The organism is Caulobacter sp. GW821-FHT09B11 (assembly GCF_059418205.1).
In genome coordinates this window covers 14,631-39,604 of record NZ_JBWKPK010000017.1, presented here as the reverse complement: position 1 = coordinate 39,604, position 24,974 = coordinate 14,631, and the positions used below count along the sequence as shown (strand labels likewise).

Annotated in this window: 27 protein-coding genes; 19 read left to right on the top strand and 8 right to left on the bottom strand. The window is 69.1% G+C overall.

Annotated elements, in window-relative coordinates; translation table 11 throughout:
• Window positions 1-121 precede the first annotated feature (121 nt).
• From glpK to AC07N1_RS14135, 5 genes are all read left to right on the top strand, one after another.
• The gene (gene glpK, locus AC07N1_RS14155) at window positions 122-1,615 is read left to right on the top strand and encodes a glycerol kinase GlpK (RefSeq protein WP_494672390.1); all 1,494 of its coding nucleotides are present in this window, start codon (window positions 122-124) and stop codon (window positions 1,613-1,615) included.
• Between the two features lie 178 nt (window positions 1,616-1,793).
• Entirely contained in the window at window positions 1,794-2,756 is a 963-nt protein-coding gene (locus AC07N1_RS14150; protein ID WP_494672389.1) for an SMP-30/gluconolactonase/LRE family protein, read from the top strand.
• Window positions 2,663-3,883 carry a Gfo/Idh/MocA family protein gene (locus tag AC07N1_RS14145; protein ID WP_494672459.1) on the top strand — a complete coding sequence of 407 codons (1,221 nt, stop codon included), beginning with the start codon at window positions 2,663-2,665 and terminating at the stop codon, window positions 3,881-3,883. The genes AC07N1_RS14150 and AC07N1_RS14145 overlap by 94 nt, the downstream gene beginning before the upstream one ends.
• Window positions 3,883-4,725: an alpha/beta hydrolase gene (locus AC07N1_RS14140; RefSeq protein ID WP_494672388.1), complete on the top strand. Its 843-nt coding sequence runs from the start codon at window positions 3,883-3,885 to the stop codon at window positions 4,723-4,725. Before AC07N1_RS14145 ends, AC07N1_RS14140 begins: the two co-directional genes overlap by 1 nt.
• A gap of 120 nt (window positions 4,726-4,845) precedes the next feature.
• Window positions 4,846-5,859, top strand: a complete 1,014-nt coding sequence (locus AC07N1_RS14135) for a hypothetical protein (protein WP_494672387.1) — start codon at window positions 4,846-4,848, stop codon at window positions 5,857-5,859.
• Here AC07N1_RS14135 and AC07N1_RS14130 read toward each other — a convergent pair.
• On the bottom strand, window positions 5,856-6,530 hold the full coding sequence (locus AC07N1_RS14130) for a uracil-DNA glycosylase (RefSeq protein ID WP_494672386.1): 675 nt from the start codon (window positions 6,528-6,530) through the stop codon (window positions 5,856-5,858). The two genes, AC07N1_RS14135 and AC07N1_RS14130, sit on opposite strands and share 4 nt — an antisense overlap.
• A gap of 11 nt (window positions 6,531-6,541) precedes the next feature.
• Window positions 6,542-7,144 carry a LabA-like NYN domain-containing protein gene (locus AC07N1_RS14125; RefSeq protein ID WP_494672385.1) on the bottom strand — a complete coding sequence of 201 codons (603 nt, stop codon included), beginning with the start codon at window positions 7,142-7,144 and terminating at the stop codon, window positions 6,542-6,544.
• Window positions 7,145-7,193: 49 nt separating this feature from the next.
• Between AC07N1_RS14125 and folK the strand changes: the two genes are divergently transcribed.
• On the top strand, window positions 7,194-7,682 hold the full coding sequence (gene folK / locus AC07N1_RS14120; RefSeq protein WP_494672384.1) for a 2-amino-4-hydroxy-6-hydroxymethyldihydropteridine diphosphokinase: 489 nt from the start codon (window positions 7,194-7,196) through the stop codon (window positions 7,680-7,682).
• 106 nt (window positions 7,683-7,788) lie between these two features.
• Here folK and AC07N1_RS14115 read toward each other — a convergent pair whose 3' ends face one another.
• Window positions 7,789-8,403 carry a sulfotransferase family 2 domain-containing protein gene (locus AC07N1_RS14115; RefSeq protein ID WP_494672383.1) on the bottom strand — a complete coding sequence of 205 codons (615 nt, stop codon included), beginning with the start codon at window positions 8,401-8,403 and terminating at the stop codon, window positions 7,789-7,791.
• Window positions 8,404-8,632: 229 nt separating this feature from the next.
• Between AC07N1_RS14115 and rpoZ the strand changes: the two genes are divergently transcribed.
• Window positions 8,633-8,992, top strand: coding sequence for a DNA-directed RNA polymerase subunit omega (rpoZ, locus tag AC07N1_RS14110; protein WP_058350513.1), 360 nt, complete (start codon window positions 8,633-8,635; stop codon window positions 8,990-8,992).
• 182 nt (window positions 8,993-9,174) lie between these two features.
• Window positions 9,175-11,340 carry a RelA/SpoT family protein gene (locus AC07N1_RS14105; RefSeq protein WP_494672458.1) on the top strand — a complete coding sequence of 722 codons (2,166 nt, stop codon included), beginning with the start codon at window positions 9,175-9,177 and terminating at the stop codon, window positions 11,338-11,340.
• Between the two features lie 21 nt (window positions 11,341-11,361).
• Here the strand turns inward: AC07N1_RS14105 and AC07N1_RS14100 are convergent, their stop codons facing one another.
• Both AC07N1_RS14100 and AC07N1_RS14095 read right to left on the bottom strand, forming a co-directional pair.
• Complete coding sequence (locus AC07N1_RS14100) at window positions 11,362-11,817, bottom strand: carboxymuconolactone decarboxylase family protein (RefSeq protein ID WP_494672382.1); 456 nt, start codon at window positions 11,815-11,817, stop codon at window positions 11,362-11,364.
• A gap of 78 nt (window positions 11,818-11,895) precedes the next feature.
• On the bottom strand, window positions 11,896-12,306 hold the full coding sequence (locus tag AC07N1_RS14095; protein ID WP_494672457.1) for an NUDIX domain-containing protein: 411 nt from the start codon (window positions 12,304-12,306) through the stop codon (window positions 11,896-11,898).
• Window positions 12,307-12,378: 72 nt separating this feature from the next.
• On the opposite strand from AC07N1_RS14095, the gene AC07N1_RS14090 reads away from it, so the two are divergent.
• The 6 genes from AC07N1_RS14090 (at window position 12,379) to AC07N1_RS14065 (ending at window position 14,996) form a co-directional block, all read left to right on the top strand.
• Window positions 12,379-12,624, top strand: coding sequence for a type II toxin-antitoxin system ParD family antitoxin (locus AC07N1_RS14090; RefSeq protein ID WP_494672381.1), 246 nt, complete (start codon window positions 12,379-12,381; stop codon window positions 12,622-12,624).
• On the top strand, window positions 12,621-12,926 hold the full coding sequence (locus tag AC07N1_RS14085) for a type II toxin-antitoxin system RelE/ParE family toxin (RefSeq protein ID WP_494672380.1): 306 nt from the start codon (window positions 12,621-12,623) through the stop codon (window positions 12,924-12,926). The genes AC07N1_RS14090 and AC07N1_RS14085 overlap by 4 nt, the downstream gene beginning before the upstream one ends.
• A gap of 30 nt (window positions 12,927-12,956) precedes the next feature.
• The gene (pyrE, locus tag AC07N1_RS14080; RefSeq protein ID WP_492856071.1) at window positions 12,957-13,541 is read left to right on the top strand and encodes an orotate phosphoribosyltransferase; all 585 of its coding nucleotides are present in this window, start codon (window positions 12,957-12,959) and stop codon (window positions 13,539-13,541) included.
• 5 nt (window positions 13,542-13,546) lie between these two features.
• Window positions 13,547-14,323 (top strand): pyridoxine 5'-phosphate synthase, encoded by a 777-nt coding sequence (locus tag AC07N1_RS14075; RefSeq protein WP_494672379.1) that lies wholly within the window; start codon window positions 13,547-13,549, stop codon window positions 14,321-14,323.
• Between the two features lie 57 nt (window positions 14,324-14,380).
• A complete protein-coding gene (acpS, locus tag AC07N1_RS14070; RefSeq protein ID WP_110121957.1) occupies window positions 14,381-14,782 on the top strand; it encodes a holo-ACP synthase in 402 nt (133 codons plus the stop codon).
• A 70-nt stretch (window positions 14,783-14,852) separates the two neighbouring features.
• Window positions 14,853-14,996: a hypothetical protein gene (locus tag AC07N1_RS14065; protein WP_199228619.1), complete on the top strand. Its 144-nt coding sequence runs from the start codon at window positions 14,853-14,855 to the stop codon at window positions 14,994-14,996.
• 140 nt (window positions 14,997-15,136) lie between these two features.
• On the opposite strand, the gene AC07N1_RS14060 is transcribed toward AC07N1_RS14065, so the two are convergent.
• Entirely contained in the window at window positions 15,137-16,477 is a 1,341-nt protein-coding gene (locus AC07N1_RS14060) for a S41 family peptidase (protein ID WP_494672378.1), read from the bottom strand.
• 207 nt (window positions 16,478-16,684) lie between these two features.
• Between AC07N1_RS14060 and lepB the strand changes: the two genes are divergently transcribed.
• The 5 genes from lepB (at window position 16,685) to recO (ending at window position 20,930) form a co-directional block, all read left to right on the top strand.
• On the top strand, window positions 16,685-17,542 hold the full coding sequence (gene lepB, locus AC07N1_RS14055) for a signal peptidase I (RefSeq protein ID WP_487288205.1): 858 nt from the start codon (window positions 16,685-16,687) through the stop codon (window positions 17,540-17,542).
• Between the two features lie 4 nt (window positions 17,543-17,546).
• Window positions 17,547-18,254 carry a ribonuclease III gene (gene rnc / locus AC07N1_RS14050; protein ID WP_494672377.1) on the top strand — a complete coding sequence of 236 codons (708 nt, stop codon included), beginning with the start codon at window positions 17,547-17,549 and terminating at the stop codon, window positions 18,252-18,254.
• A 146-nt stretch (window positions 18,255-18,400) separates the two neighbouring features.
• Window positions 18,401-19,351 (top strand): GTPase Era, encoded by a 951-nt coding sequence (gene era, locus AC07N1_RS14045; RefSeq protein ID WP_494672376.1) that lies wholly within the window; start codon window positions 18,401-18,403, stop codon window positions 19,349-19,351.
• On the top strand, window positions 19,344-20,198 hold the full coding sequence (locus tag AC07N1_RS14040) for an arylamine N-acetyltransferase family protein (protein ID WP_494672375.1): 855 nt from the start codon (window positions 19,344-19,346) through the stop codon (window positions 20,196-20,198). The genes era and AC07N1_RS14040 overlap by 8 nt, the downstream gene beginning before the upstream one ends.
• The gene (gene recO, locus AC07N1_RS14035; RefSeq protein WP_494672374.1) at window positions 20,199-20,930 is read left to right on the top strand and encodes a DNA repair protein RecO; all 732 of its coding nucleotides are present in this window, start codon (window positions 20,199-20,201) and stop codon (window positions 20,928-20,930) included.
• Window positions 20,931-21,124: 194 nt separating this feature from the next.
• On the opposite strand, the gene AC07N1_RS14030 is transcribed toward recO, so the two are convergent.
• Complete coding sequence (locus AC07N1_RS14030) at window positions 21,125-21,895, bottom strand: siderophore-interacting protein (protein ID WP_494672373.1); 771 nt, start codon at window positions 21,893-21,895, stop codon at window positions 21,125-21,127.
• A gap of 131 nt (window positions 21,896-22,026) precedes the next feature.
• Entirely contained in the window at window positions 22,027-24,780 is a 2,754-nt protein-coding gene (locus AC07N1_RS14025) for a TonB-dependent receptor plug domain-containing protein (protein WP_494672372.1), read from the bottom strand.
• Window positions 24,781-24,974: the final 194 nt, after the last annotated feature.

The window sequence follows — 24,974 nt, the reverse complement described above, 5'->3', positions numbered from 1 at the left end:
AGACTATGGGCACCTTGGTGTTTCCAGATGAAAACATGCTTAAACAGGTCAAGCCACGGAACCGAGAGAATAGCGGCGCTCTGTCGCAGGTGAAGCGGGCGTCTTGAAAGAGGAAACGCGTATGGGGCGAGCACTGATCCTGGCGCTGGACCAGGGCACCACGAGCACGCGGGCGATCCTGTTCGACGCCGAAGGGGCCGCCGTGGCCGAGGCCGGGCGTCCGCTGCGCCAGAGCTACCCCAAGGACGGCTGGGTCGAGCACGACGCCGACGAGATCGCCGCCGCTTGCGTGGGCGTGATCCGCGAGGCGGTCGAGAAGTCGGGCGCTGACCTCGACGAGGTCGTGGCGTTGGGAATCACCAACCAGCGCGAGACGGTGGTGGTCTGGGACAAGACCACCGGCCGGCCGATCCATCCGGCCATCGTCTGGCAGGACCGCCGCACCGCCGAGGCCTGCGAAAAGCTGCGCAAGTACGGCAAGGAGGCCGAGGTCGCGGCCGTCACCGGCCTGCTGCTCGATCCCTATTTCTCGGCCACCAAGATCGCCTGGCTGCTCGACAACGTGCGCGGCGCGCGGGCCAGGGCCGAGGCGGGCGAGTTGCTGGCCGGCACCATGGATACGTGGGTGATCTGGAAGCTGACCGGCGGCGCGCGCCACGTGACCGACGCCACCAACGCCTCGCGCACCCTGCTGTTCGACATCCAGACCCAGGACTGGTCGCAGCCGATGCTCGATCTGTTCGGCGTGCCGCGCTCGCTGCTGCCGGATGTGCTGGACTGCGCGGCCGACTTCGGCGAGGTCGGCGCCCAGGTGCTGGGCCGGCCGCTGCCGATCCGCGGCGTTGCCGGCGACCAGCAGGCGGCGCTGATGGGACAGGGCTGCATCCGACCCGGCGAGATGAAGGCCACCTACGGCACAGGCTGCTTCATGCTGATCAACACCGGGACGACGCGGCCGGTCTCGGCCTCGCGGCTGCTGACCACGGTGGCGGCGCGGGTGAACGGCCAGGCGACCTACGCCTTGGAAGGCTCGATCTTCGTGGCCGGCGCGGCGATCCAGTGGCTGGGCGAGGGGCTGGGGATCACCGGCGGTCCGCGCTCGGCCGAGGCCCTGGCCCGCTCGGCCAAGGCCGATCACGGGGTGGTCGTGGTGCCGGCCTTCACCGGCCTGGGCGCGCCCTGGTGGGACGCCAAGGCGCGCGGCGCGATCTTCGGCCTGACCCGCGACGCCGGTCTGCCCGAGATCGCTTCGGCCACCTACGACGCCTGCGCCTTGCAGAGCCGCGACCTGATCGAGGCCATGCGCGCCGACGCGCCCGACGCCTTCCTCGGCGAGGCCCAGCTGCGCATCGACGGCGGCATGTCCAAGAGCGCCTGGTTCAGCCAGCGCCTGGCCGACCTGACCGGCCTGCCGGTGGCGCGGGCCAGCTACCAGGAGACCACGGCGCTGGGCGCGGCCCTGTTCGCGGGGCTGGGGGCGGGGGTCTACGATTCGCTGGAGACGGCCGCCAAGGCCCGTCCCGCCGCCGAGGATCTGAAGCCGGCCATGGCCGTCCATGCTCGCGAGGCGGCCTATGCCCGCTGGCTGGACTGCGTGCCGCGGGTCCGCTCCTGATCCTTCAATTCTCGCGACGCGTCGTGAAAGGCGTCTCGCCAACCTGGGCGGGCATTGCTATGACATCGCTGTCAAAAGCAATAACCGCACAAGGGAGGCCTCACGCATGACCGCGACGCGCCGCACCGTCACGCTGGCTCTCGGAGCCGGCGCCGCACTCGCCGCCGGAGGCCTTTCCATGTCCGCCCAAGCCGCCGCCCCGACCGTGGGCGCCATTCGTCGCCTGTCGCCCGCGCTGGACGCGGTAATCGCGCCCGACGCCAAGATCGAGATCCTGGCCGACGGTTTCGTCTGGTCGGAGGGGCCGGTCTGGGTGAAGGACGGCCAGTATCTGGTCTTCTCCGACGTGCCGGCCAACATCATGTACCGGTGGAGCGAGAAGGACGGCAAAAACGTCTTCCTGTCGCCCTCGGGCTATGACGGCCCGCCGACCAAGATCTTCCGCGAGCCGGGCTCGAACGGCATGGCGCTGGACGCACACGGCGACCTCTTGGTTTGCAATCACGGCTATCGGGCGATCACGAAACTGGACCTGAAGACCAAGGCCAAGAGCGTCGTCGTCGATCGTTACCAGGGCAAGCGCTTCAACAGCCCCAACGACCTAGCCGTGGACAAGAGCGGCGCGATCTACTTCACCGACCCGCCCTACGGCCTGGAGGGCCTCGACGCCTCGCCGGCCAAGGAGCTGGCCTTCAACGGCGTCTACCTGCTGCGCGCCGACGGTTCGCTGGCGGTGGTCGACGACAAGCTGACCTTCCCCAACGGCGTGGCGCTGAGCCCCGACGAGAAGCGCCTCTATGTGGCGGTCTCCGATCCGGCGGGGCCGGTGATCATGGCCTACGACCTGGGCGCCGACGGCCTGCCGACCGCGCGCAAGGTGTTCTTCGACGCCGCCGCCCTGCACAAGGCCGGCGGTCCGGGCCTGCCCGACGGCATGTGCCTGGACACCGAAGGCCGCCTCTACGCCACGGGACCTGGCGGCGTGCTGGTGATCACCCCGGCCGGCGAGCTGATCGGCGTCATCGAGACCGGCGGCCCGATCGCCAACTGCGCCTTCGGCGAGGACGGGCGGACCCTGTTCCTGACCGCCGACAAGACCCTGGCGCGCGTGCGGCTGAAGACGACCGGCCTGGTCTGGTAGCGAAAGAAGGGAAGGGCGAGGTGATGAACAAGCGCACGTTCCTGCAGGCGGGCCTGGCCGTCGGCGCCATGGCCGCCACGGCGCCGGCCGCCGCCCTGGCCCAGGCCAAGGCCGAGGGCCGCAAGCTGGGCTATGCGGTGCTGGGCCTGGGCTACTACGCCACCCAGATCATCATGCCGCGTTTCGCCGAGTGCGAGCACTCCAGGCTGGTCGCCCTGGTCAGCGGCTCGCCGGAGAAGCTGGCCAAATACGGCGCCCAGTACGGCATCCCGGAAAGCGGCCGCTATTCCTACGAGACCTTCGACCGCATCGCCGACAATCCGGCGGTCGACATCGTCTATGTGATCACCCCCAACAGCCTGCACCGGCCCTTCACCGAGCGGGCGGCCAGGGCCGGCAAGCACGTGATGTGCGAAAAGCCGATGGCGACCTCGGCCGCCGACTGCGAGGCGATGATCGCCGCCTGCAAGGCCGCCGGCCGCAAGCTGATGATCGGCTATCGCAGCCGCTTCGAGCCGCACAATCTGGACGCCATCGCGCTTTCGCGCGGCGGAGCGCTGGGGCCGGTGCGGACCATCGTCGCCGACCACGGCTGGACGGCCAGCGATCCGACCATGTGGCGGGTCAAGAAGGCGCTGTCGGGCGGCGGCAGCCTGATGGACATCGGCATCTACAGCCTCAACGCCGCCCGCTACCTGACCGGCGAGGAGCCGATCGCGGTCAACGCCATGGAGTCGACCGACCGCTCCAACCCGGTGTTCGCCGAGGTCGAGGACACCATCAACTTCCAGCTCCTGTTCCCGTCGGGGGCGACGGCCAACTGCGTCTCGACCTACAGCGCCAACTGCAACCGCTATCGGGTGTCGGGGCCCAAGGGCTGGGTCGAGATCGATCCGGCCACCAGCTACGAGGGTCAGACCATGCGGGCCAATCTCGACGGCCAGGCCAGGCCCCGCACGCCGCCGGTGGTGAAGAAGAGCCAGTTCGCCGGCCAGCTGGATCACCTGTCGGAATGCATCCTCACCGGCCGCGATCCGATCGTGCCGGGCGAGGAGGGGCTGAAGGACCTGCGGATCATCGAGGCCATCTACAAGGCGGCCCGCGAAGGCCGGACGGTGAAGCTGTGATGCGCCGCCTGATCCTCGCCGCGACGATCGCTGTGGCTATGCCCGCCCTGGCCTGCGCCCAGCAGCGCGTGGCTCTGTGGCCCAACGGCGCGCCGGGCTTCGAGGCCCGCAAGGCCATCCCCGAGCAGGCGGCCGAATATTGGGCGAAATCGATCAACGACCCGTCGCTGACGGCGTATCTGCCGCCGGCCGACAGGGCCACGGGCGCGGCGGTGATCGTGCTGCCGGGCGGCGGCCACAAGATGCTGGTCATCCACCCGGAAGGGACCGACGTCGCCAAGGTGCTGAACCCCATGGGCGTGGCGGTGTTCGTGCTGAAGTACCGTCTCAGCCAGGAAGAGGGCTCGCCCTACACCATCGACCACGCCCGCCAGGACGCGGTGCGGGCCGTGCGGCTGGTGCGCTCGCGCGCCGCCGAGTTCGGGGTGGACCCCAGGAAGATCGGCCTGATGGGCTTTTCGGGCGGCGGCGAGGTCGTGGACCTGGCCGTCTACGGCGGGGCGGCCAAGGACCCGAAGGTCGATGCGATCGACGCCGTCAGCGGCCGGCCGGACTTCCAGGTGCTGATCTATCCCGGTCCGACCGGCATCCCCGACAAGATCCCGGCCGACGCGCCGCCGGCCTTCATCCTGGCGGCTGACGACGACGAGTGCTGCTCGGCCCCGCCGGTGGAGCTGCTCTCGAAGTTCCGCGCCGCCAAGGTGCCGGTCGAGTTTCACCTGTTCCAGAGCGGCGGCCACGCCTTCAACATGGGTTTCCGCACCGACAAGGCGGCCATCAAGGTCTGGCCCGAGCGCCTGCGGGACTGGCTGGCCGACAACGGCTGGACGACGAAGCGCTAGGCGCGGGGACTGTGCGGATCATCACGGCGTCTTAGGATCTTCGACGATAACTCCGGTTGCGTGATGTCGAGTCACCCGCTTGGTGCGAGGTGCGCGACAGAGGGTGAGGAGTGCGTCCCCATGGTCCTTTCGCTAGCCAACCGCGTCCTGCAGCAGCCCGGTGATCTTTCGGAGCTGGGCCGGATGGTGCTCGGCGTGATCCCGTCCGCTCCCGCGTGGCTGGCCTGGGCGATCAGCGACACCAAGACGCGCTTCGCCTTTCCGGACGAGACGGAACTGCTGGCCCAGATTCCGCTCGGCCTGCATGGTGCCGGCCTGGTCCTGTTTCCGGGCCTGCGTCTGCTGGTCAGTCCGGTCAAGCTGATGACCCTGGGCCTTGCCGACCTTCGCGTCGTCGTCGAGGCGGAGCAGGCGCCCAAGGGGGCGGCCCTAACCAGGGCGCGAAAGGTGCTGGCCAAGCACGGCCTGCTGACCCAGGTCGATCTCGCCCCGGGCTCCGAGCTGCTGGCGACGCTGGGCGTCGCCGACGCGCCGGTGTTCCAGGTCATGGACTATCCCGCCCGCGCCGCCGTGCACGCGCTGGTCGAGGTGCTGGGCGGGGTGGACGAGGGATTGACCAAGGAGGCCGCGGCTTTCGCGGTGGCGGTGTCCAGTTCTCCCGTCGAGTTCGCCGATCTGGTCGAGACCTACGTCGCCCTGGCGGCTGGACGGGAAGGCGAAACGCCAGTGGTGCGCGGCCGCCACGTCGAGGCGGTTCTGCAGGCGCTCACCCCGCAGCTGTTCGGCTGCCTCTCCGCGCCGAAGCTCGCCGGTCTCGCCGCGCCGTCTGAGGTCAGCCGTGCGATCGCCGACTGGAGCCGGGCGGGCAACACCCTGGGCTTCACCCGGCTGTCGCGCGCGGTTCGGGAAGTCGCGGTGTCGGGTGGGCTCCAGGAAGGCGCGGCCGTCGGCGAGGCGGTGCGCCGCTGCGTCGAAGCGGCCTCGGCCGTGCTGGCGTCGACCCCGGTCAATCGCGGCTACATGTTGCAGGACGGCGCCGTCCGCTTCCCGCTCGAGCAGGGCGGCTGGGCGATCGAGGTCCGCCTGGGCCTCGACGGCCTGATCACCCTCGATCGCGTGAGGCGCAAGGCCTAGTCGGCCGCGTCCACATAGGCCCTCACCCGCGCGAACAGCTCCTCGAACATCGGCGTCGTCAGGCGTCCGGTGTTCGTGTTGAGCCGCGAGCAGTGATAGCTGTTGAAGATGCGGTAGGGGCCGGCCTGGAACTCCGAGCCGTGGCCGGGAATGCCGGCCGAGGCCTTCAGGCCCAGGGTCTTCAGCACATTGCGGCGCGAGACGTCGCCCAGGGTGACGATGGCCTTGAGGTTGGGGAACATGTCCAGCCGCGCCTTCAGGAAGGGACGGCAGGTGTTCTCTTCTGAGGTCTCGGGCTTGTTGCCGGGCGGGGCGCAGCGGACGGCGTTGGTCACCGCGCTGCCGACCAGCTTCAGCGAGTCGTCGATGCGCGCTTCGAACTTGCCGGTGGCGAAGCCGTACTTGATCAGGGTCTCGTAGAGCAGCGTGCCCGCATAGTCGCCGGTGAACGGACGGCCGGTGCGATTGGCGCCCTTGCGGCCGGGGGCCAGACCCACGACCAGCAGGCGCGCGTCCTTGTCGCCGAACGACGGGGCCGGGCCGTTGAAATAGTCCGGATAGAGCGCCTCGTTCTCGCGGCGATAGGCCACCAGGCGCGGGCACAGCGGGCAGTCGCGGGGCGGCTCGGCCGGGGAGGGGACGACCTCGCCGACGATGTTGGAGTGCTGCATGGGCTTAAGTCTCAGTATTCGTCGTCGGCTTCGCGTTCGGCCGGGGTGCGGGCGTCGGCGGTGGTGTAGCGCTGTTGCGGCGCGCGTTGCGGGCGGCCGATGATGTTGCCCAGGTCGTTGAGGTCGACAAAGTTGTCGGCCTGGCGGCGCAGGTCGTCGCTGGTCATCGGCGGCTGGCTCTTCATCGTCGAGACCACGGTGACCCGGCGGCCCTTGCGCTGCACGGCCTCGACCAGGGCGCGGAAGTCGCCGTCGCCCGAGAACAGCACCAGGTGGTCGACCGTGTCGGCCATCTGCAGCATGTCGACCGCGATCTCGATGTCCATGTCGCCGCGCCAGCGCTTGCGGCCCTGGCTGTCGGTGTATTCGCGGGCCGGCTTGGTCACCAGGGTGAAGCCGTTGTAGTCGAGCCAGTCGACCAGCGGGCGGATCGGCGAATAGTCGTCGTTCTCGGCGATGGCGGTGTAGTAGTAGGCCCGCACCAGCAGGCCGCGCTTCTTGAACTCGTCGAGGAGCTTTCGGTAGTCGATGTCGAAGCCCAGCGCCTTGGCGGCGGAATAGAGATTGGCCCCGTCGATGAACAGCGCCAACCGCTCGGTCGGATAGAAGGTCACGGGTAAATCCTTGAAATATCGGCTTGATCGAAATGGTCTGGACGCGGCCGTGGTCGTCGCCCTCGGCTGCAATCTGCCTGGAGCCTATACGAGTCGCGAGGCCTTGTTGGAAGCGGCCGTTTCGGCTCTGGCCAGCGAGGGCATGGCGGTGGTCGCCCGTTCGGGCTGGTGGACCTCGGCCGCCTGGCCCGATCCGACCGGGCCGGCCTATCTGAACGGCGTCGTGCTGGTGGAGACGGCCCTGGCGCCCGCGCAGGCCCTGGCGGCGCTGCACCGCATCGAGGCCGAGTTCGGCCGCGCCCGCGCCGAGCGCAACGCCGCCCGCACGCTGGACCTTGATTTGATCGCCCATGGGCGAACGGTGATGGAGGGCGATCTGCTCCTGCCGCATCCGCGCGCCCACGAGCGATTGTTCGTCATGGGACCGTTGGCGGAGGTGGCGCCTGAGTGGCGTCATCCTGTGCTGGGGCGGACGGCGGGTGAGCTGGCGGCCGAGGCGAGCGTGGGGACTGACGCTCGGCCATCCCCCAAACCGTAAAATCCCCGCGAAAGCGGGGACCCAGGTGTTTTATCGTCGAGCGCCGCGCGTTTCAGAAAAAGCCTGGGTCCCCGCTTTCGCGGGGATTTTACGAGAAGAGAGCGGTTCACCACGCATAGCCGTGTAGCCGGATCTCGCGCGCGAAGATCTTCTCGATCCGCACCGCCTGGCGCAGGCTCAGCACCTCGCGATACGACCGCCGATCCGGACGCCAGCCGCTCTTGGCCTTGACCGGCAGGCGGCCCGACCACGGCACGCCCAGTTGCTCGAACGTCTCGCCCAGTTCGCGGTCGAGGTGCTCATAGCGCAGCACCCGGTCGACCAGCGGTTTGCCGGACAGCCGGCTGGCGTAGAGCGGCAGGTTCAGGGCGTAGTCTCCGGCGGCCAGGTAGCGGTCCAGGCACAGCTCGCGGTCGCCGCCGTGGGAGGCCGAGTTCCGCTTCATGAAGTAGTGCGACAGCGTCTTGTCCCACGGGTTTCGCTCCACGCAGAAGGTGAAGTAGTCGCGCCAGAAGTCGGGAACCCTGGCGGCGACCTGGGCGGCCGACATGTGGTTGGCGAAGCCCTGGGCGTTGCGCGGCTGATGGCCGGGTTCGGGCGGATGGACGGGGGTGACGACGTCTTCCGGGCCGCACAGGTCCGACAGATAGGCCTCGATGCTGGTGCCGGCGGTCTTGCGGGTCTTGATGAAGATGAAGCGGTGGCGGTGCGAAATGATCATGGCGACAGGGTCGGCGAACGCTGTTGCGGCCGATTTTCGGGATTCTGGACCTTGTCGCGAGCCTGTATCGAAGCGACTTCCCGATCGTGACCGTTGTTGCGACTGGACTTTGCGCCGGGGAGGGGGCATACACGCCGCCTCGCGAAAGCTGGGTTACAGCCGAAGCGGCGTTGCGTGACGCCGCACGGAGCCCTATTTTGCAAGAGCCAACGCTCAGCCCGAGGAATTCATGGCCCGCGTCACCGTCGAAGATTGCGTCGAGAAGGTTCCGAACCGCTTCGCGCTCGTCCTGCTGTCGGCGCACCGCGCCCGCGGCATCTCGGCCGGTGCGGCCCTGATGGTCGATCGCGACAACGACAAGAATCCGGTCGTCGCCCTGCGCGAGATCGCTGACGACGTGATCGATCACGAGGGGCTCAAGGAGCACCTGATCACCACGCTGCAACGTGTCGACGAGCACTCGGAAGCCGAGGAAGAGGCCGAAACCCTCGCCCTGCTGGCCGATCCGACCCACATGCAGATGAGCGAACTGGAACTCGTTCGCGCGCTGCAAAGCGACCGCGACGGCGGTCAGGAGGAGCGGTACTGAGCCCCGACGGCGCAGACCCTCTGATTCTCGAAGCGGCGCCCGCCGCCGCTCCGTCCGAACGCGCGCCCGAAGCTGTCTCGTCAGAGGCGGAGTCGGGCGCGTCTTCGTCTGAGCCCGCCGTCGAGCCGACGGTCGAGGCCCCGCCGGCGCCCAAGCCGCGCAAGTTCCTTCGCCAGTACGAGCTGATCGAGCGGGTCCACGCCTACGACCCGACGGCCGACGAGGCCCTGCTCAACCGCGCCTACGTCTTCGCCATGCGGATGCACGGCAGCCAGACGCGCGCCAGCGGCGACCCCTACTACGCCCACCCGATCGAGGTGGCGGGCATCCTCACCGAATACCGGCTCGACACCGCGACCATCGTCACGGCGTTGCTGCACGACGTGATCGAGGACACGCCGGTCACCAAGGAGGAGATCGGCAAGCTGTTCGGCGAGGAGATCGCCGAGCTGGTCGAGGGCGTTACCAAGCTTTCCAAGCTGGAACTCCAGGCCGAGCACACCCGCCAGGCCGAGAACCTGCGCAAGTTCATCCTGGCCATCTCCCGGGACGTCCGCGTCCTGCTGGTCAAGCTGGCCGACCGTCTGCACAACATGCGGACGCTGCACTTCATCAAGAACCAGGCCAAGCGCGAGCGCATCGCCCGCGAGACGCGCGACATCTACGCGCCCCTGGCCCGCAACATCGGCTGTCACCGGATCTGTACGGAACTGGAGGAGCTTTCCTTCCAGCACACCAACCCGGTCGCCCGCGACGCCATCGTCCGCCGGCTGGAAAAGCTGCGCGAAGAGCAGGGCGGGGCCGTGACCCTGGTTAGCCAGGAGATCCAGGCACGCCTGGAATCGGCCAACCTGCCGGCCCGCGTCTTCGGTCGCGAGAAGGCTCCGTACTCGATCTGGCGCAAGCTGCAGCGCAAATCGATCGGCTTCTCGCAGATGTCCGACATCTACGCCTTCCGCGTGATCGTCGACAGCGAGGAGGACTGCTACCGCGCACTCGGCGTCGTCCACCGCGCCTGGTCCAGCGTGCCCGACCGCTTCAAGGACTTCATCTCGACGCCCAAGCGCAACAACTACCGCTCGCTGCACACGACGGTGGTCGGACCGCGCGGCATGCGCATCGAGATGCAGATCCGCACCGAGTCGATGGACCGGGTGAACGAAGAGGGCGTGGCCGCCCACTTCCGCTACAAGGACGCCTCCTACGGCCTCGACCTGGAAGGCATGGAGGCCGCCGGCGGCCGCGATCCGCTGGCCAACCTGCGCCAGCTGGTCCAGGTGCTGGAGCACGGCGGCGACAGCGAGGAACTGGTCGAGCACGCCAAGCTCGAGATGTTCCTCGACCAGGTGTTCGTCTTCACCCCCAAGGGCAAGCTGGTCAGCCTGCCGCGGGGCGCGATGCCGCTGGACTTCGCCTACGCCGTCCACACCAGCGTCGGCGACACCTGCATCGGCGTGAAGATCAACGGCGAGCTGAAGCCCCTGCGCACCATCCTGACCAACGGCGACGTGGTCGAGGTGATCCGCGGCTCCAAGCCCGTGGTGCCGCCGGACTGGCGCTCGCTGACGGTGACCGGCCGGGCGCGTTCGGCCATCCGCCGCCATATCCGCCAGACCGAGAAGGAAGAGTTCCTGCGCTTGGGCCGGGCCTCGGTGGAGCAGATCTTCGAGCGCGCCGGCAAGAGCCTGAAGGACGTGTCGCTGCGGCCGATCCTCGAACGGTTCGTGCTGGAGAGCGAAGAGAGCCTGTTCGACGCCGTCGGCCGCGGCCGCGTGACGCCCAGCCAGGTGCTGGAGACGGCGTTTCCAGGCATGAAGGACGCCGAGCGCGAGGCCGCCACGGCCCGTCGCAAGATCGAGGGCGGCAAGGGCGCGAGGCTCTATGTGCGCGGCGGCGGGCTGACCCCCGGCGTCTCGCTGCACTTCGCCCACTGCTGCAGCCCGGTGCCGGGCGACCGCATCGTCGGCATCCTGCGCGAGGACGGCGCCAAGGAGCAGGATGGGGGCCTGGACGTCCACACCATCGACTGCCCGAAGCTGGCCGAGTTCGAGGACCGCGAGGACCTCTGGCGCGATCTGAACTGGACGCCTGAGGCCGAGCGCGACACCGTCTCGCTGGCCCGCCTGCACGCCACCATCGGCAATGCGCCGGGCGTTCTGGGCCAAGTCTGCACGATCATCGGCGAGGCGGGCGGCAACATCGTCAACCTGCGCATGCACCACCGGCAGAGCGACTTCTTCGACACCGACATCGACGTCGAGGTGCGCGACGCCAAGCACCTGACCAACATCTCGGCGGCGCTGCGCACCTGCCCGTCGGTCGAGACGGTGGACCGGACGCGGGGGTAAACCCGCGTCCGTCGCCGCGCGTCAGGCGGCCGCCTTCACCGGCTGCTCGATCCAGAGACCAAAGCCCACGGCCAGGCGGTTCCAGCCGTTGATGACGTTGATCATCAGGGTCAGCTTGACCTGTTCCTCATCGCTGAACTGGGCCGCGAGGTCGGCGTGGGCGGCCTCCTGCGTGTGGCCTTCCGACAGGCGGGTAAGGGCCTCGGTCCAGGCCAGGGCGGCGCGTTCGCGGGGCGTGTAGCAGGGGGCCTCGCGCCAGGCCGACAGCAGGTAGATCCGCTGTTCGGTCTCGCCCTGGGCGCGGGCTTCGAGCGTGTGCATGTTGATGCAGTTGGCGCAGGCGTTGATCTGCGAGGCGCGGATCTTGACCAGTTCGACCAGGCTGGGCTCCAGGCTGGCGGCGATGGCGGTCGAGGCGGCGAACCAAGACTTCATCACGGCGGGAGCGGCGGCGAAGGGATCGAGCTTGGCGGTCATGGCGGGTCTCCTTTGAGAGGGTTGCGCCGTCATGACGAGGCGAGGTCCACGCGTGTGACGCGGCCCCGCGAAATAATTTCAGTGCGAGCCCCGCAGCGCAGCCACCGCGTCCCGCGTCGCCTGGGTCAGGGGCGAGGGCAGGGCGTCGAGGTCGAACCAGCCCCAGTCGGCGATGGCCTCGGGCTCCTGGATCGCCGGCTCGCCCACGCAGCCGTCGGCGCGGTAGGTGACGGCCAGCCAGTGGCTGTCGGCGGTGATCATGTCGGTGACGGCCAACACCGGCCCGGCGACGACCTCGATGCCCAGTTCCTCGCGGATCTCGCGCTCGGCGCAGGCGCGGCCCGGCTCGCCCCAGTCGAGCTTGCCGCCCGGCTGGCCCCAATGGCCGGCCTCGGGCTCGCGGCGGCGCTGGACCAGCAGGATGCGGCCCTGGGCGTCGAGGATGGCCGCGCCGCAGCCGACGCGGGGGCGGAGAGGGGAGTCGTTCATGGCGGCTGTGTACTTGATGCCCGGCGGTTCCGGGCGCACTTTCGGGTGATCCTTTGGCACAAGGCGCTACCGATGGCGACCAGCGTCCAGCTTACCGACGACCTCGAACGGTTCGCCCGCGATTGCGTCGAGGCTGGGCGCTATGACACGGTCGATGAGGTGGTGCGATCGGCCCTTCGCCTGATGCGTGACGCAGAGCGACAACGCGCCGAATTCAACGCCATGCTGGCGGAGGCCACTGCGCAGGCGGATCGGGAAGGGACCTTCACCGCCGAAGAGATCTTCGCCGAGATCGACGCAGGGCGCGCCGGCGCTTGAGCCAAGCGGCCTTTTCGCCGCTGGCGCGTCGGGACCTCATAGAGGCCGAGGCCTGGATTCGCGCGGATAGGCCGTCCGTCGCGGCGGGGTTTCGTCGCGCCGTGCTGAAGGCCGCCAGACTTGTCTTCGAGCAACCGAACTGTGGTGTCGAGCGGCTGGAGATCGCCGCCGCCCCGCACCGTTTGCTCGTGGTTCACGGCTTTCCCTATCTCCTGATCTACAACGCCGACCGACGGCCGCCGCTGGTCGTGCGGGTGCTGCATGGCGCGCGCGACCTGCCGAGCCTGCTGAGCGGTTTGTAGACTCGCCGCGCTGGTCTATATCCACGCCTCATGACCAACGACGACGTCCTCGAAGAATTCCGCGCCGCCGGCGCCCTGCGCGAAGGCCACTTCGTGCTGTCCAGCGGCCTGCACAGCCCCGTCTTCCTGCAGAAGAACCTGGTGTTCATGCGGCCCGAGCGCTGCGAGCGCCTCTGCAAGGCCCTGGCCGACAAGATCGTCGCCACGGTGGGCCATGTGGACGTCGCCGTGTCGCCGGCCGTCGGCGGCATCATCCCCGGCTACGAGACCGCCCGCCACCTGAACGTGCCGTCGATCTATGTCGAGCGCGAGGGCGGCGGCTTCAAGTTCCGCCGTGGCTTCCACCTGGAGCCGGGCCAGAAGGTCGTGATGGTCGAGGACATCGTCACCACCGGCCTGTCGTCGCGCGAATGCATCCAGGCGATCAAGGACGCCGGCGGCGACGTGGTGGCCGCAGCCTGCATCGTCGACCGCTCGGGCGGCAAGGTCGATGTCGGCGTGCCGCTGATCGCCCTGGCCAGCCTGGACGTCCCGGCCTATCCGGCCGACGCCCTGCCGCCCGAACTGGCCGCGATCCCGATCGAGGATCCGGGCAGCCGCCGGCTGAAGGGCTGAGCCCCATGCTGCGGCTCGGCGTCAACATCGACCACGTGGCCACGATCCGCAATGCGCGCGGGTCGAGCTATCCGGAACCGGTGCGGGCCGCCGAGCTGGCGCTCGCGGCGGGCGCCGACGGCATCACCGCGCATCTGCGCGAGGACCGCCGCCACATCAGCGACGCCGACATCGCCGTCCTCACCGACCTCTGCCTCAAGCGCGGCAAGCCGCTGAACTTCGAGATGGCGGTCACCGACGAGATGGTCGCCATCGCCATCGGGGCCAGGCCGCACGCGGCCTGCCTGGTGCCCGAGCGGCGCGAGGAAGTGACGACCGAAGGCGGCCTCGATGTCGTCAAGGGCGCCAACCGCATCGCCGACGCCACCGGCCGCCTGCGCACCGTCGGCGCGCGGGTGTCGCTGTTCATCGAGGCCGATCCCGCCCAGATCCAGGCCTCGGCCGACGCCGGCGCCCAGGTCGTGGAACTGCACACCGGCGCCTATTGCGACGCCGCCCGGGCCGGCGAGACCGATCGCGCCGCCGCTATCCTGGAACGCCTGAAGTCGGGCGCGGCCCTGGCCGCCTCGCTGGGGCTGGAGGTCCACGCCGGCCACGGCATCGACTACGCCACGGTCAAGCCGATCGCCGCCATCCCGCAGATCGTCGAGCTGAACATCGGCCACTTCCTGATCGGCGAGGCGATCTTCGTCGGCCTGCCCCAGGCCATCCTGCGCATGCGGACCTTGATGGACGCCGCCAGGCTCGAGCATCCCGCAAAAGTGGAGGCCGGTTTTGCGTGAGGATGCTCGACAACTGAAAAGCGCCGAGCGCGTCTCGCGCTCGGTGGAGGCGGCGGCGTGATCATCGGGATCGGTTCGGACCTCAGCGACATCCGCCGGATCGAGAAATCCCTCGAACGCTTCGGCGAGCGCTTCACCAACAAGGTGTTCACCGAGATCGAGCGCAAGCGGTCCGAGCGCAAGCCCGACCGCGCCTCCAGCTACGCCAAGCGTTTCGCCGCCAAGGAAGCCTGCTCCAAGGCGCTGGGCACGGGCCTGAAGCAGGGCGTGCATCTGGCCGACATGGGCGTGGTCAACCTGCCGTCGGGCAAGCCGACCATGGCCCTGACCGGCGGAGCGGCGGCCAAGCTGGCGCAGCTGATCCCCGAGGGCATGGTCCCGGTGATCCACCTGTCGCTGACCGACGACCATCCCTACGCCCAGGCCTTCGTGATCATCGAGGCCCTGCCGGCGTCCTGACGGCGCGCGGCTTGCAGTCTTTCCCTCTCCGAGGCGGCCCTTGCTCCGTTTCGGAACGGGGGACTGCGACATGACCATCTGGACCGGCGAAGACGTCGAACCCAAGCGCTCCAATCTGGCGCCCTGGCAGCAGAGGCCGTTCGCCTGGCTGGCCATCGGCTGGGGTTTTCTGGCGTTGGTGCTGGTGGCGATTCTGGCGACCTTGGCGGTCTGAAGTCGCCGAGAGATCTCCCTCTTCCGTAAAATCCCCGCGAAAGCGGGGACCCAGGCGTTTTATCGTCGAGCGCCGCGCATTTCAGAAAAAGCCTGGGCCCCCGCTTTCGCGGGGGTTTGACGGGTAGGAGCAGCTCGTTCTCACCCCGCCGGAGCCGCCTCGCGGCGATACCGCGCGCTGGCGCCGTCTGAGGTGATCGCCTCGAAGGCCGTGACAGCGCCCTTGGCGTCGCGTTCGAACATCACCCGGCGGCTGGGTTCGTCCCGTACGGTGAAGCTGTCGCCGCCCAGCGGCAGCAGCACGGTGACCGGACGCCTGCCGCGCTTCATGCCGATGCGGCCGTCGAGTTGAATGATCTCGATCCCGCCGTAGCCGCCGACATAGTCGGCTAGCGGCTTGGCCGTCGGCGGCGATGCCTCCGCACGGATCGCTTCCAGCGCCCAGCGGGCGTCCTGGGCGTCGGGGTCGGCGGCGGTCTTCAGCACCGTCTCCAGCGCCAGGGCGCGTGCGGTCTCCAGCGCCTTGGCCGACGGAACGGCCACGTCGGGCTGCACGCCGTCGCCTTCCCAGTTGGTCTTGGTGATCGGGCTGACCGGCGAGCCGTTGGACACGAAGACCGTAAAGCCGCCCGCCACGGGCACGGGGCCGCCCGGATTGGCCGCGCCGGCGCTGGCCTCGCCGACGATCACGGCCCGCCTGGCGTTCTTCAGGGTGTAGGCGAAGGCCTCGGCCGCCGAACCGGTGCGCGGGCTGACGAGCAGATAGAGCGGCACGTCCAGGCGCGGGGCGGCGTACCAGTCGGTCGGGGCTTCGCTGGCCGTGCCTTCGCGGTACTTGAAGGTGTTGTAGATGTCGGCGCCCTTGGGCGTGAAGGCGCTGGAGAGATAACCGACCATGGCCGGCGAGCCGCCGCCGTTGTCGCGCAGGTCGATGATCACCGCGTCGGCGTTGGCCACCGTCTGCAGCGCGGCCTCAATGGTCTTGCGGGCCGGGGCCTCGGGCTGGCCGAACTCGAAGTCGGCGAACATCCGCAGGTCGATATAGCCGAGATTGCCGCCCAGGATCTCGACCCGGCGCACGCCGTAATTGGCGCGGCGGAAGGGATCGGGCCGCGCCAAGTCCGAGCCGGCCGGAGCGGGCGCGAGGCGGGGCGCGGGACCCGCGCCAACGTTTCGAGGCGGCGGGCCGTCGGCCGAGGTCGGCGACCAGGAGACGCTGAAGTGGTGGTCCAGCGGCCGCAGGCGCTCGCTGAGCGCGGTGGCCAGGTCGCGCGGGTCGGTCAGGCGGTCGTAGTTTCCCTTGGCGGCCTCGGCGCGCAACTGTTGGGCCACGGTCGCGCCCTTGGCGGCGTCGTAGTAGTTGTCGGCGATGGCCTTGGCGACGCCGTCGACCACGGGGCGGGGCGCGACCTGCGCGGCCTGGACGACCGAGACGACGCTCAGGCCGGCGGCGAGGGCGAGAAGCGGGATGGGCGGGCGCATGGCGGATCCCCTGACGAACCGCGCCGGAGAACATCATTCGCCGAAGCCGGCGGCCAATGAATAATCTTTAAGGCGACCATGGTTCTGTTCGCCCAATCGTCGCCATGAAGCGCCACTATCGCGCCGATGCTTGCTCGCGGCGCCAACCGCGTCTAGCAAGACCTGTCGGGCTCGCCCGACCCCCATTCGCAAAGAGCCCCGCCGCGCATGACCGAAGCCGTCGAGACCACGCCCCCCGAAGAAGAAAAGGGCGGCGCCGTCAACGAATTCATCGAGATCATCAAGACCGTGGCCTACGCCCTGGGCATCGCCCTGGTGCTGCGGGTTCTGCTGTTCCAGCCGTTCACGATCCCGTCGGCCTCGATGGAGCCCAACCTCTATCAGGGCGACTACATCATCGTCTCGAAGTTCTCGTACGGCTATTCGAAGCACTCGATCCCGTTCAGCCCGCCGCTGTTCAAGGGCCGCATCCTGGGCTCGACGCCCAAGCGGGGCGACATCGTCGTCTTCAAGCTGCCGCGCGACGGCCACGTCGACTACATCAAGCGCCTGGTGGGCCTGCCCGGCGACCGCATCCAGGTTCGCGGCGGCGCGCTCTTCATCAATGACAAGCCGGTCAAGCGCCAGGAACTGGCCGACGTGCTGGTCGACAGCGGCTATGGCTTCACCCAGCCGATGAAGCGCATCCAGGAAACGACGCCCGAGGGCCGCACCTACCTGACCCAGGCCGACGCCGGTCCGGACACCCAGGGCGACAACACCGGGGTCTATGTCGTTCCCGAGAACTGCTACTTCTTCATGGGCGACAACCGCGACAACTCGGCCGACAGCCGCTTCAACCCGGGCATCTCGCCGTTCAAGACGGACGCCGGGACCTGCAAGTGGAACTACGAGAACGACCAGTATACCGGCGACTCGATCGGCGTGGGCTTTGTCCCGGCCGAGAACCTGGTCGGCAAGGCCCAGATCATCCTGCTGTCGTGGAACGCCGACGCGCACCTCTTCAAGCCCTGGACCTGGTTCCTGGACGCCCGTCCGAGCCGCTTCTTCCGCGTGCTGAAGTAACATCATGGCCGTGAAGGACAGACGGGTCGCCGCCGTCGGCGACCTGGAGCGCCGGATCGGTCATCGGTTCGAAGACCGCGAACTGCTCGAGCGGGCCCTGACCCACGCCAGCGTCGGCGACGGCGCCAAGGCCAAGGTCCGCGACAACGAGGTGCTGGAGTTCATCGGCGACCGGGTGCTCGGGCTCCTGGCAGCCGAGGCCCTGGCCGAGCGCTTCCCCAAGGCCAAGGAGGGCGAGCTCGCCCCGCGCCTCAACGCCCTGGTCAGCCGTGAGACCTGCGCCCGCGTGGCCAAGGCCGCCGACCTTGGTCCGGCCCTGCGCCTGTCGGCCTCGTCCAGCAAGATCGGCGGCCGAGAGACGGAGTCGATCCTGGCCGGCGCCTGCGAGGCCTTGATGGCCGCCCTCTACCAGGACGGCGGGCTGGAGTTGGCCCGCAAGGTGTTCCTCGACCTGTGGTCGGAAGAGTTCGACCGGGCCGGGCAGGGGCGTCCGCGCGATCCCAAGACCGCCCTGCAGGAATGGGCCCAGGGCAAGGGCAAGCCGCTGCCGACCTACCGCGTGCTCGACCGCACTGGCCCGGACCACGCGCCGGTGTTCACCGTCGAGGTCTCGGTCAAGGACGTCGATCCCGCCATCGCCAAGGGCAAGTCGCGTCAGGAGGGCGAGAAGGCCGCCGCCAAGGCGCTGCTGGAGCAGGTGGGGGCGGGTTAACCCCCCTCAGTCGCTCCGCGACAGCTCCCCCAGATGGGGAGCATCTGGCGCGGCGAAGATCCTCCCCCTCTGGGGGAGGTGGCCCGGAGGGCCGGAGGGGGTTTCGGGGGAGGATTCTGGGCGTTGCTGTGCTACACGCACGCCCAATGACTGACTCCACCACCAACACCCGCGCCGGGTTCGCCGCCATCATCGGCGCGCCGAACGCCGGCAAGTCCACCCTGGTCAACCGCATGGTCGGGGCCAAGGTCTCGATCGTCACCCAGAAGGTGCAGACGACGCGCTTCCCCGTGCGCGGCGTCGCCCTGTCCGGCAACGCCCAGATCATCCTCGTCGACACCCCCGGGATCTTCAGCCCGCGCCGCCGTCTCGACCGCGCCATGGTGCGCTCGGCCTGGGCCGGCTCGGAAGAATCCGAGGTCACCGTCCACCTCGTCGACGTGCAGGCCGAACTGGCCGACCGCGCCCGCAACGCCACCCCGGCCGAGCACCGCGCCGTGCAGGACGTCCAGACCATCATCGAGGCCCTCAAGGAGAGCGGCCGCAAGGTGATCCTGGCGCTCAACAAGATCGACGGCATCAAGCGCGACACCCTGCTGGCCGTGGCCAAGGACTTCTTCGACACCGGCGTCTACACCGACGTCTTCATGATCAGCGCCGAGACCGGCGCGGGCGTCGACGACCTGATGGCCAAGCTGGTCGAGGCCATGCCGGAAGGGCCGTGGCTCTATCCGGAAGACCAGACCGCCGACCTGCCGGCCCGCCTGCTGGCCGCCGAGATCACCCGCGAGAAGATCTATCTGCGGGTCCACGAGGAGCTGCCCTACGCGGCCACCGTCGAGACCACCTCGTTCGAGGAACGCGCCGACGGCAGCGCCCGCATCGAGCAGACCATCTATGTCGAGCGCGACGGCCAGCGGGCCATCGTGCTCGGCAAGGGCGGCCAGGTGCTGAAGTGGATCGGCCAGGCCTCGCGCGAAGAGCTGCAGGACATCTTGGACCGCAAGGTGCACCTCTTCCTGCATGTGAAGGTCAAGGAGAACTGGGCCGAGGAACGCGGCCTGTTCAGCGACATGGGCCTCGATTTCGATGTTTGACGGACAGGTCGCCCCCAGCGTGAACCTCGACGCCTATTTCGCGCGGATCGGTTATGCCGGCCCGCGCGAGCCGACGCTCGAGACCCTGCGGGCGATCTGCCAGAAGCATCCGGACGCCATTCCGTTCGAGAACCTCGACGTGCTGCTGGGCCGGGGGATCAGCATCGCTCCGGCCGATATCGACGCCAAGCTGCTGACCGCCGGTCGCGGGGGCTACTGCTATGAGCAGAACAGCCTGCTGAAGCGGGTGCTGGTCGCCCTGGGTTTCGAGGTCGAGGGCCTGATGGCCCGCGTGTTGTGGATGGCGCCGGAAGGCGCGCCGCCGCGTCCGCGCTCGCATCAGGTGCTGGGCGTGACGCTCGACGGCGAGACTTGGCTGGCCGACGCCGGCTTCGGCGGCTGCGTGCTGACCGCGCCGCTGCGCCTGTTCGAGGGGGGTGACCAGGCCAGCCCCAACGGCGCCTTCCGCATCGTCGACGCCGAGTGCGACGGCGTGGTCGAGCGTCAGGTGCAGGCCGATCTCTCGGGCCGCTGGGCGCCGCTCTACCAGGTGGCCCAGGGCGCCTGGGCCGCGGTCGACTACGAGCAGGCCAACTTCTTCACCTACACCCACCCCAGCTCGCACTTCACCTGGAGCATGACGGTGGGCCGCACGACGCCGACAGCCCGCTACGCCCTGAAGAACAACCGCCTGACCCATCGCGACGCCACGGGCGCGCTGGTCGAGCAGCGCGACCTGTCGGTCGACGAGCTGGAGACGGTGCTGCGCGACGTCATCGGCCTGCCGGTCGAGCCGGAATGGCGCGCGGTGCTGGAGAAGGTCGTGGGCTGGGGCACGCCCGCTTAGATGGAGTGGGAGGACGACGCCTTCGTGCTGTCGGCCCGCGCCCACGGCGAGACCGGGGCGATCGTCGAGCTGTTGACCCAGGACCGGGGCAAGTTCGTCGCCCACGTAGCCGGGGCGGCCTCGCGGCGGATGAAGCCGTTCCTACAGGCCGGCGCGAGGGTGATCGTCCGCTATCGCGCTCGCGGGGCCGACCAGATGGGCTCGGCCCAGCTGGAGCCGATGGGCGAGGGACCCTCGTCGCTGTTCGACAACCGTCTGGCCCTGGCCGGGCTGCAGTCGGCCGCTTCAGTCGCCGCCGGGGCTCTGCCCGAGCGCGAGCCGCATCCCGGCGCGTTCCTGGCGCTTGAGACCCTGATCCGGGTGCTGGAGATTCCCGACATCTGGCCGGCGGTCTATGTGCGCTACGAGGCGGGCCTGTTGCAGGATCTCGGTTTCGGCCTGGACCTGTCGAAATGCGCCGCCACCGGCGACCTCGACGACCTGGTTTATGTCAGCCCGCGCACGGGGCGGGCGGTCAGCCGCAAGGCCGGCGCGCCCTATCAGGACAAGCTGCTGCCGCTGCCGCCGTTCCTGCTGTCGTCGCAGGGGGGCTTGAGCGACGGCGACGTCAAGGCGGGCCTCGACATCACCGGCCACTTCCTCGAGCAGTTCGTGTTCGGACCGCTGAACAGGCCGCTGCCGCCGGCGAGGTTGTGGCTGCTGGACCGGCTGGGCGAGGCGGGGCGGCTTTAGGCCTGCACGCCCGCATTCCTTTAAGCCACTTCAACCTCCCGTCATTCCCGCCCTTGTGGCGGGAACCCCTGGTTCCGCCCGCGGGTGAAGTGCAAGCGGCGTGCCCAGCACGCCGCTCCATCCGCACTTGCGGCTGACAGAGGGGTTCCCGCCACAAGGGCGGGAATGACGGGAGAAGGGGAGAGGGTGTTTCGCTACTCGATCCGCTCGTGGACGCCCTCGGCGCCGCGCACCCAGTAGCCCGCGGCCTTGATCTGCTTGGGCGAAAAGCCCCGCACCTCGACCAGGTGCGCCCGCAGCGCCTTGGCCACGCGGGCTTCGGCGGCGAGCCAGATGAAGCCTTCCTTGTCGGCGGGCAGCACAGCGTCCAGCGCGGCGGTCAGGGCCTGGGTGTCGTCGCCGCCGTCGCGGACCAGCCAGTGAGGGGTCCAGGCGGCCTTGGTCTCGACGGCCAGGGCGTCGTCGTCGGCGTCGAGGATGGCCAGGGTGGCGATCGTCTCGTCGGCGCCGGCTTCTTCCAGTCGGCGGCAGATGGCGGGCAGGGCTGTCTCGTCGCCGATCAGCACCAGCCAGGGCAGGGCGTCGGGGATCAGCACCGAGCCGCGCGGGCCGCCGATGTTCAGCGTGTCGCCGACCTTGGCCGAGAGGGCCCAAGCCGTGGCGGGGCCTGCCTCGTGCACGGCGAAGTCGATGACGAGGGTGGCGGCGGCGTTGTCGAAGCTGCGGGGCGTGTAGTCGCGCATCACCGGCTCGCCGCCCTCGACGGGGAAGAACAGCTTGATGTGGTCGTCGAAGCCGGCGCTGACGAAGTCGGCCAGGTCGGGCGAGGCGAAGACCAGGCGCAGCATGCCCGGCGACAGCTGCTCGACGGTGCTGACGGTCAGCACGCGGCGGCGCACCTCGTGGCGCACGCGGCGCAGGGCCCAGCGGTCGGTCGCTTCGGCGGTTTCGGCGGGGGTGGTCATCGGCGGGATATCCTTTTCGGAGGATGGGAGTCGGCCCGGACGGTCGAACCCTAGACCCCCGCATCCGCCCGGGGATGTCCGGCGGAGAAATAAAAACGGCGGGATCCCAAGGAGCCCGCCGTTTCCAGATCCTAGAAGAACACCTTGCGGACGCTCAGCTTCACGCTGCGGCCGATGGGGTCGAGATAGTCTTCCTGGTAGCTGGTCGGGATCTCGCCGGTCGCGTCGCGCACCGTCTGCTTCTCGTCGAACAGGTTGGTGATTCCGAAGGTCACCCGCGTGCCGCGCAGCACCGGATACTTGGCGACCAGCTCGCGGCGGGCGCCGAGATTGGCGAACAGGCGCAGGTTCACCGTCGTCAGGTCGGAGAACTTCAGCGTGCCGGTCGAGCTGCCGGTCGTGCCGCCGTCGACCTCGGTGGCCTCCCGCCAGTTGGCGGTCAGGCGCGCGCCCATGCCCTGCTTGGTGAAGCCGACCTGGGCCTCGACCTCGTTGCGGGGCGTGCCGCCGCTGCTGCCGATGGCGTCGCCGTCCAGCAGGTCGAGCGGGGTTCCGCCGTCATAGATGTAGACCCGCTCGCGCAGGCGCACGGTGTGGAACAGGGCCAGCTGCAGGCGCGCCGCGCCCAGGCCGCCGCCGGGGCCGCCCGGTCCGCCGAAGCCGCCACCTGGACCACCTGGGCCGCCGAAGCCGCCCGGACCGCGATCGCCGCCGCCGGGACCGCGGTCGCCGCCGCTGGAGGGCTGGTCGCCGGCCGGGCGCGCCTGGTCTGGCGAGGGCTGGGCGTTGTTGTTGTCGCCGCTACGCTGCTCGCCGCCCTGGCGTTGGAGGCCTTGCAGCAGATCCATGCCGGGAGGCTGGGCTCCGTCCGCCGTCTGGGTCTGGCCCTGCTGACCCTGAGCGCCCTGGCCTTGGCCCTGGCGGCGTTGGCCCTGGCCGTCCTGGCCCTGGCGTTCGCGCCAGCGCTGCATCTCTTCCGGCGTCGGGGTGGGACGCGGCGGGGTCTTGCCGATCTGGTGCGAGTAGTTGAAGCCCCAGCGGATCTGCTCGCTCTCGCGCTTGGCGTAGTTCACCGGGCGGGCGTCGATGCGGATCAGCGTGCCGCCGTCGCGGAAGAAGCGGTCGGGGAAGGCCGCCTCGGTCGCCGCCGTGGCGCTGGGGAACGACGAGATCGGATTGTCGATGCGGGTGCGGGTGTAGTTGGCGTTGACCGACAGGCCGTCGATCTGCGGCGGCTTCACCGTGACGCCGAACTTCAGGACGTTGCGCTCTTCGGACTTCAGGTCGGGATTGCCGCCGCTGACGCGGGTGATCTCGACGCTCTCGCCGTTGACGTAGTCGAACACCTGCACGCCCGAGGTCGTGACCTGGGCGCCGCCCAACTGCGACATGCTGGGGGCGTTTTCCTGGCGGGTCCCCGAGACGATGAAGCTGATCGGCTTGATCGGCGACCAGTTCAGGCCGCCGCCGACGGTGCTCAGGGTGCCGAAGTCCGACAGCTGGTTGACCGCCAGGTTCAGGTTGGCCGACAGGTCGCCGACCTTGGCCATGAAGTTGTTCTTCCGGCTGGTGATCGGCACGTCGAAGCTGACCTGGGCGTTGGCGGTGCCGCGCGACAGGTCGGCGTCGGTCTCGACCCCGAGGCGGCGCGACCAGGAATCCACCCAGGCGCCCTCGGCCCCCAGCTTGACCGTCGAGGAGATGTCGCCGCCCGGCAGGCGATACAGCGCGCCGTTCATCACCAGCTGGGTGTTGACGGTGTCGTTGATCGAGTGGGCGGTGTTGCGCTGGAAGCTGCCGGTCGGCAGGCCGGCATAGGGATCGAAGGTCGGATCCAGGGCGGCCAGCCGCTGATTCAGGTCGATGACGCTGGCGTCGCGATCGGCCGAGGTGCGGCTTTCGTCGTGGTCGTAGTTGCCGGTCAGGTTCCAGCGCCACGACTTCATCGACCCGTCCAGGGTGAAGCCGCCGTGGGCGTTCCACGAGCGGTTCCACTGCTCCATGGCGCCGAGGTCGGCCACATAGCGATAGAGGGTGGTGTCGCCGGCGTAGAACGGGCTGGTCGTGGGGATGTTCAGCCGTGCCTTCGACAGGCCCTGCAGAGACTGGCTCTGGTCGTAGGACAGGCTGCCGTTGACCGTGGCCGAGACGCCGTTGTCGAGCACGCGGTTGTAGACGGTGTTGTACGACAGGCTGTCGGTGCGGGGCTTCAGCGTGCGGTAGGGCGCGACGTCGCCGTCATAGCGCTGGTCGGTCTCGGTGGGGTCGAGGTCGCGGTCGCTTTCCAGCAGCTTGTCGCTGTGGCTGTACTTGAAGGCGCTGTTCAGGCGGCCCTGGCGGTTGAGGCGCAGGGTGCTGGAGTCGAACTGCTCGGTGGTCTGGCCGCCGTCGGTGGGGCCGGCCAGGCTGACCTCGCCGGTGCGGGCGCGGAAGCGCTGGCGCAGCACGACGTTGACCACCTTCTGGTCGGCCGAATAGCCGTACTTCAGGGCCACTTCCTCGGGCAGGATCTCGACGCGCTGGATGGCTTCGGTGGGGATGTCGCGGATCTCGCCCATGCCGGAGATGCGGCGGCCGTTCAGCAGCACGACGGGCGAGCCGCCGCTTGCGCTGGTGGTCTGGGCCGACAGTTCCGACAGCAGTTCGGTCACAGAGCTGACGCCGAGGGAGCGGACGTCGGCGGCGGTGAAGGTCTCTTCGGGCTGGATGTCGCCCAGCACCGCGCCGTACTGGCGCTGGCCGGTGACGACGATGCCCTCGACCTCGACGTCCTCGGCCTCCTGGGCGACCTGGCGCGTCTGGGCGGGCTTGGCGGCTTCCTGCGCGTACAGCATCGACGGCGTGATGCAGCCCAGAAGGCCCAGCAGGGCCATCTTCCTCGTCATTGCCTATATCCCCACGGCTCTAGAGCGTGGCAGCCGAAAGTGTGTGCGGTTTCGGCGACTGCCACGCTCTAATGTCAAACTGCGAGCCCCAGCGGGGCGCGCGCGAATCCCTCGATTGAAGCTTCTCTAACGCATCGAACCCCGACACAGCCTGAACGAACTGGTTCAGGTTCGGTTTGGGTTCATCGGCTAAG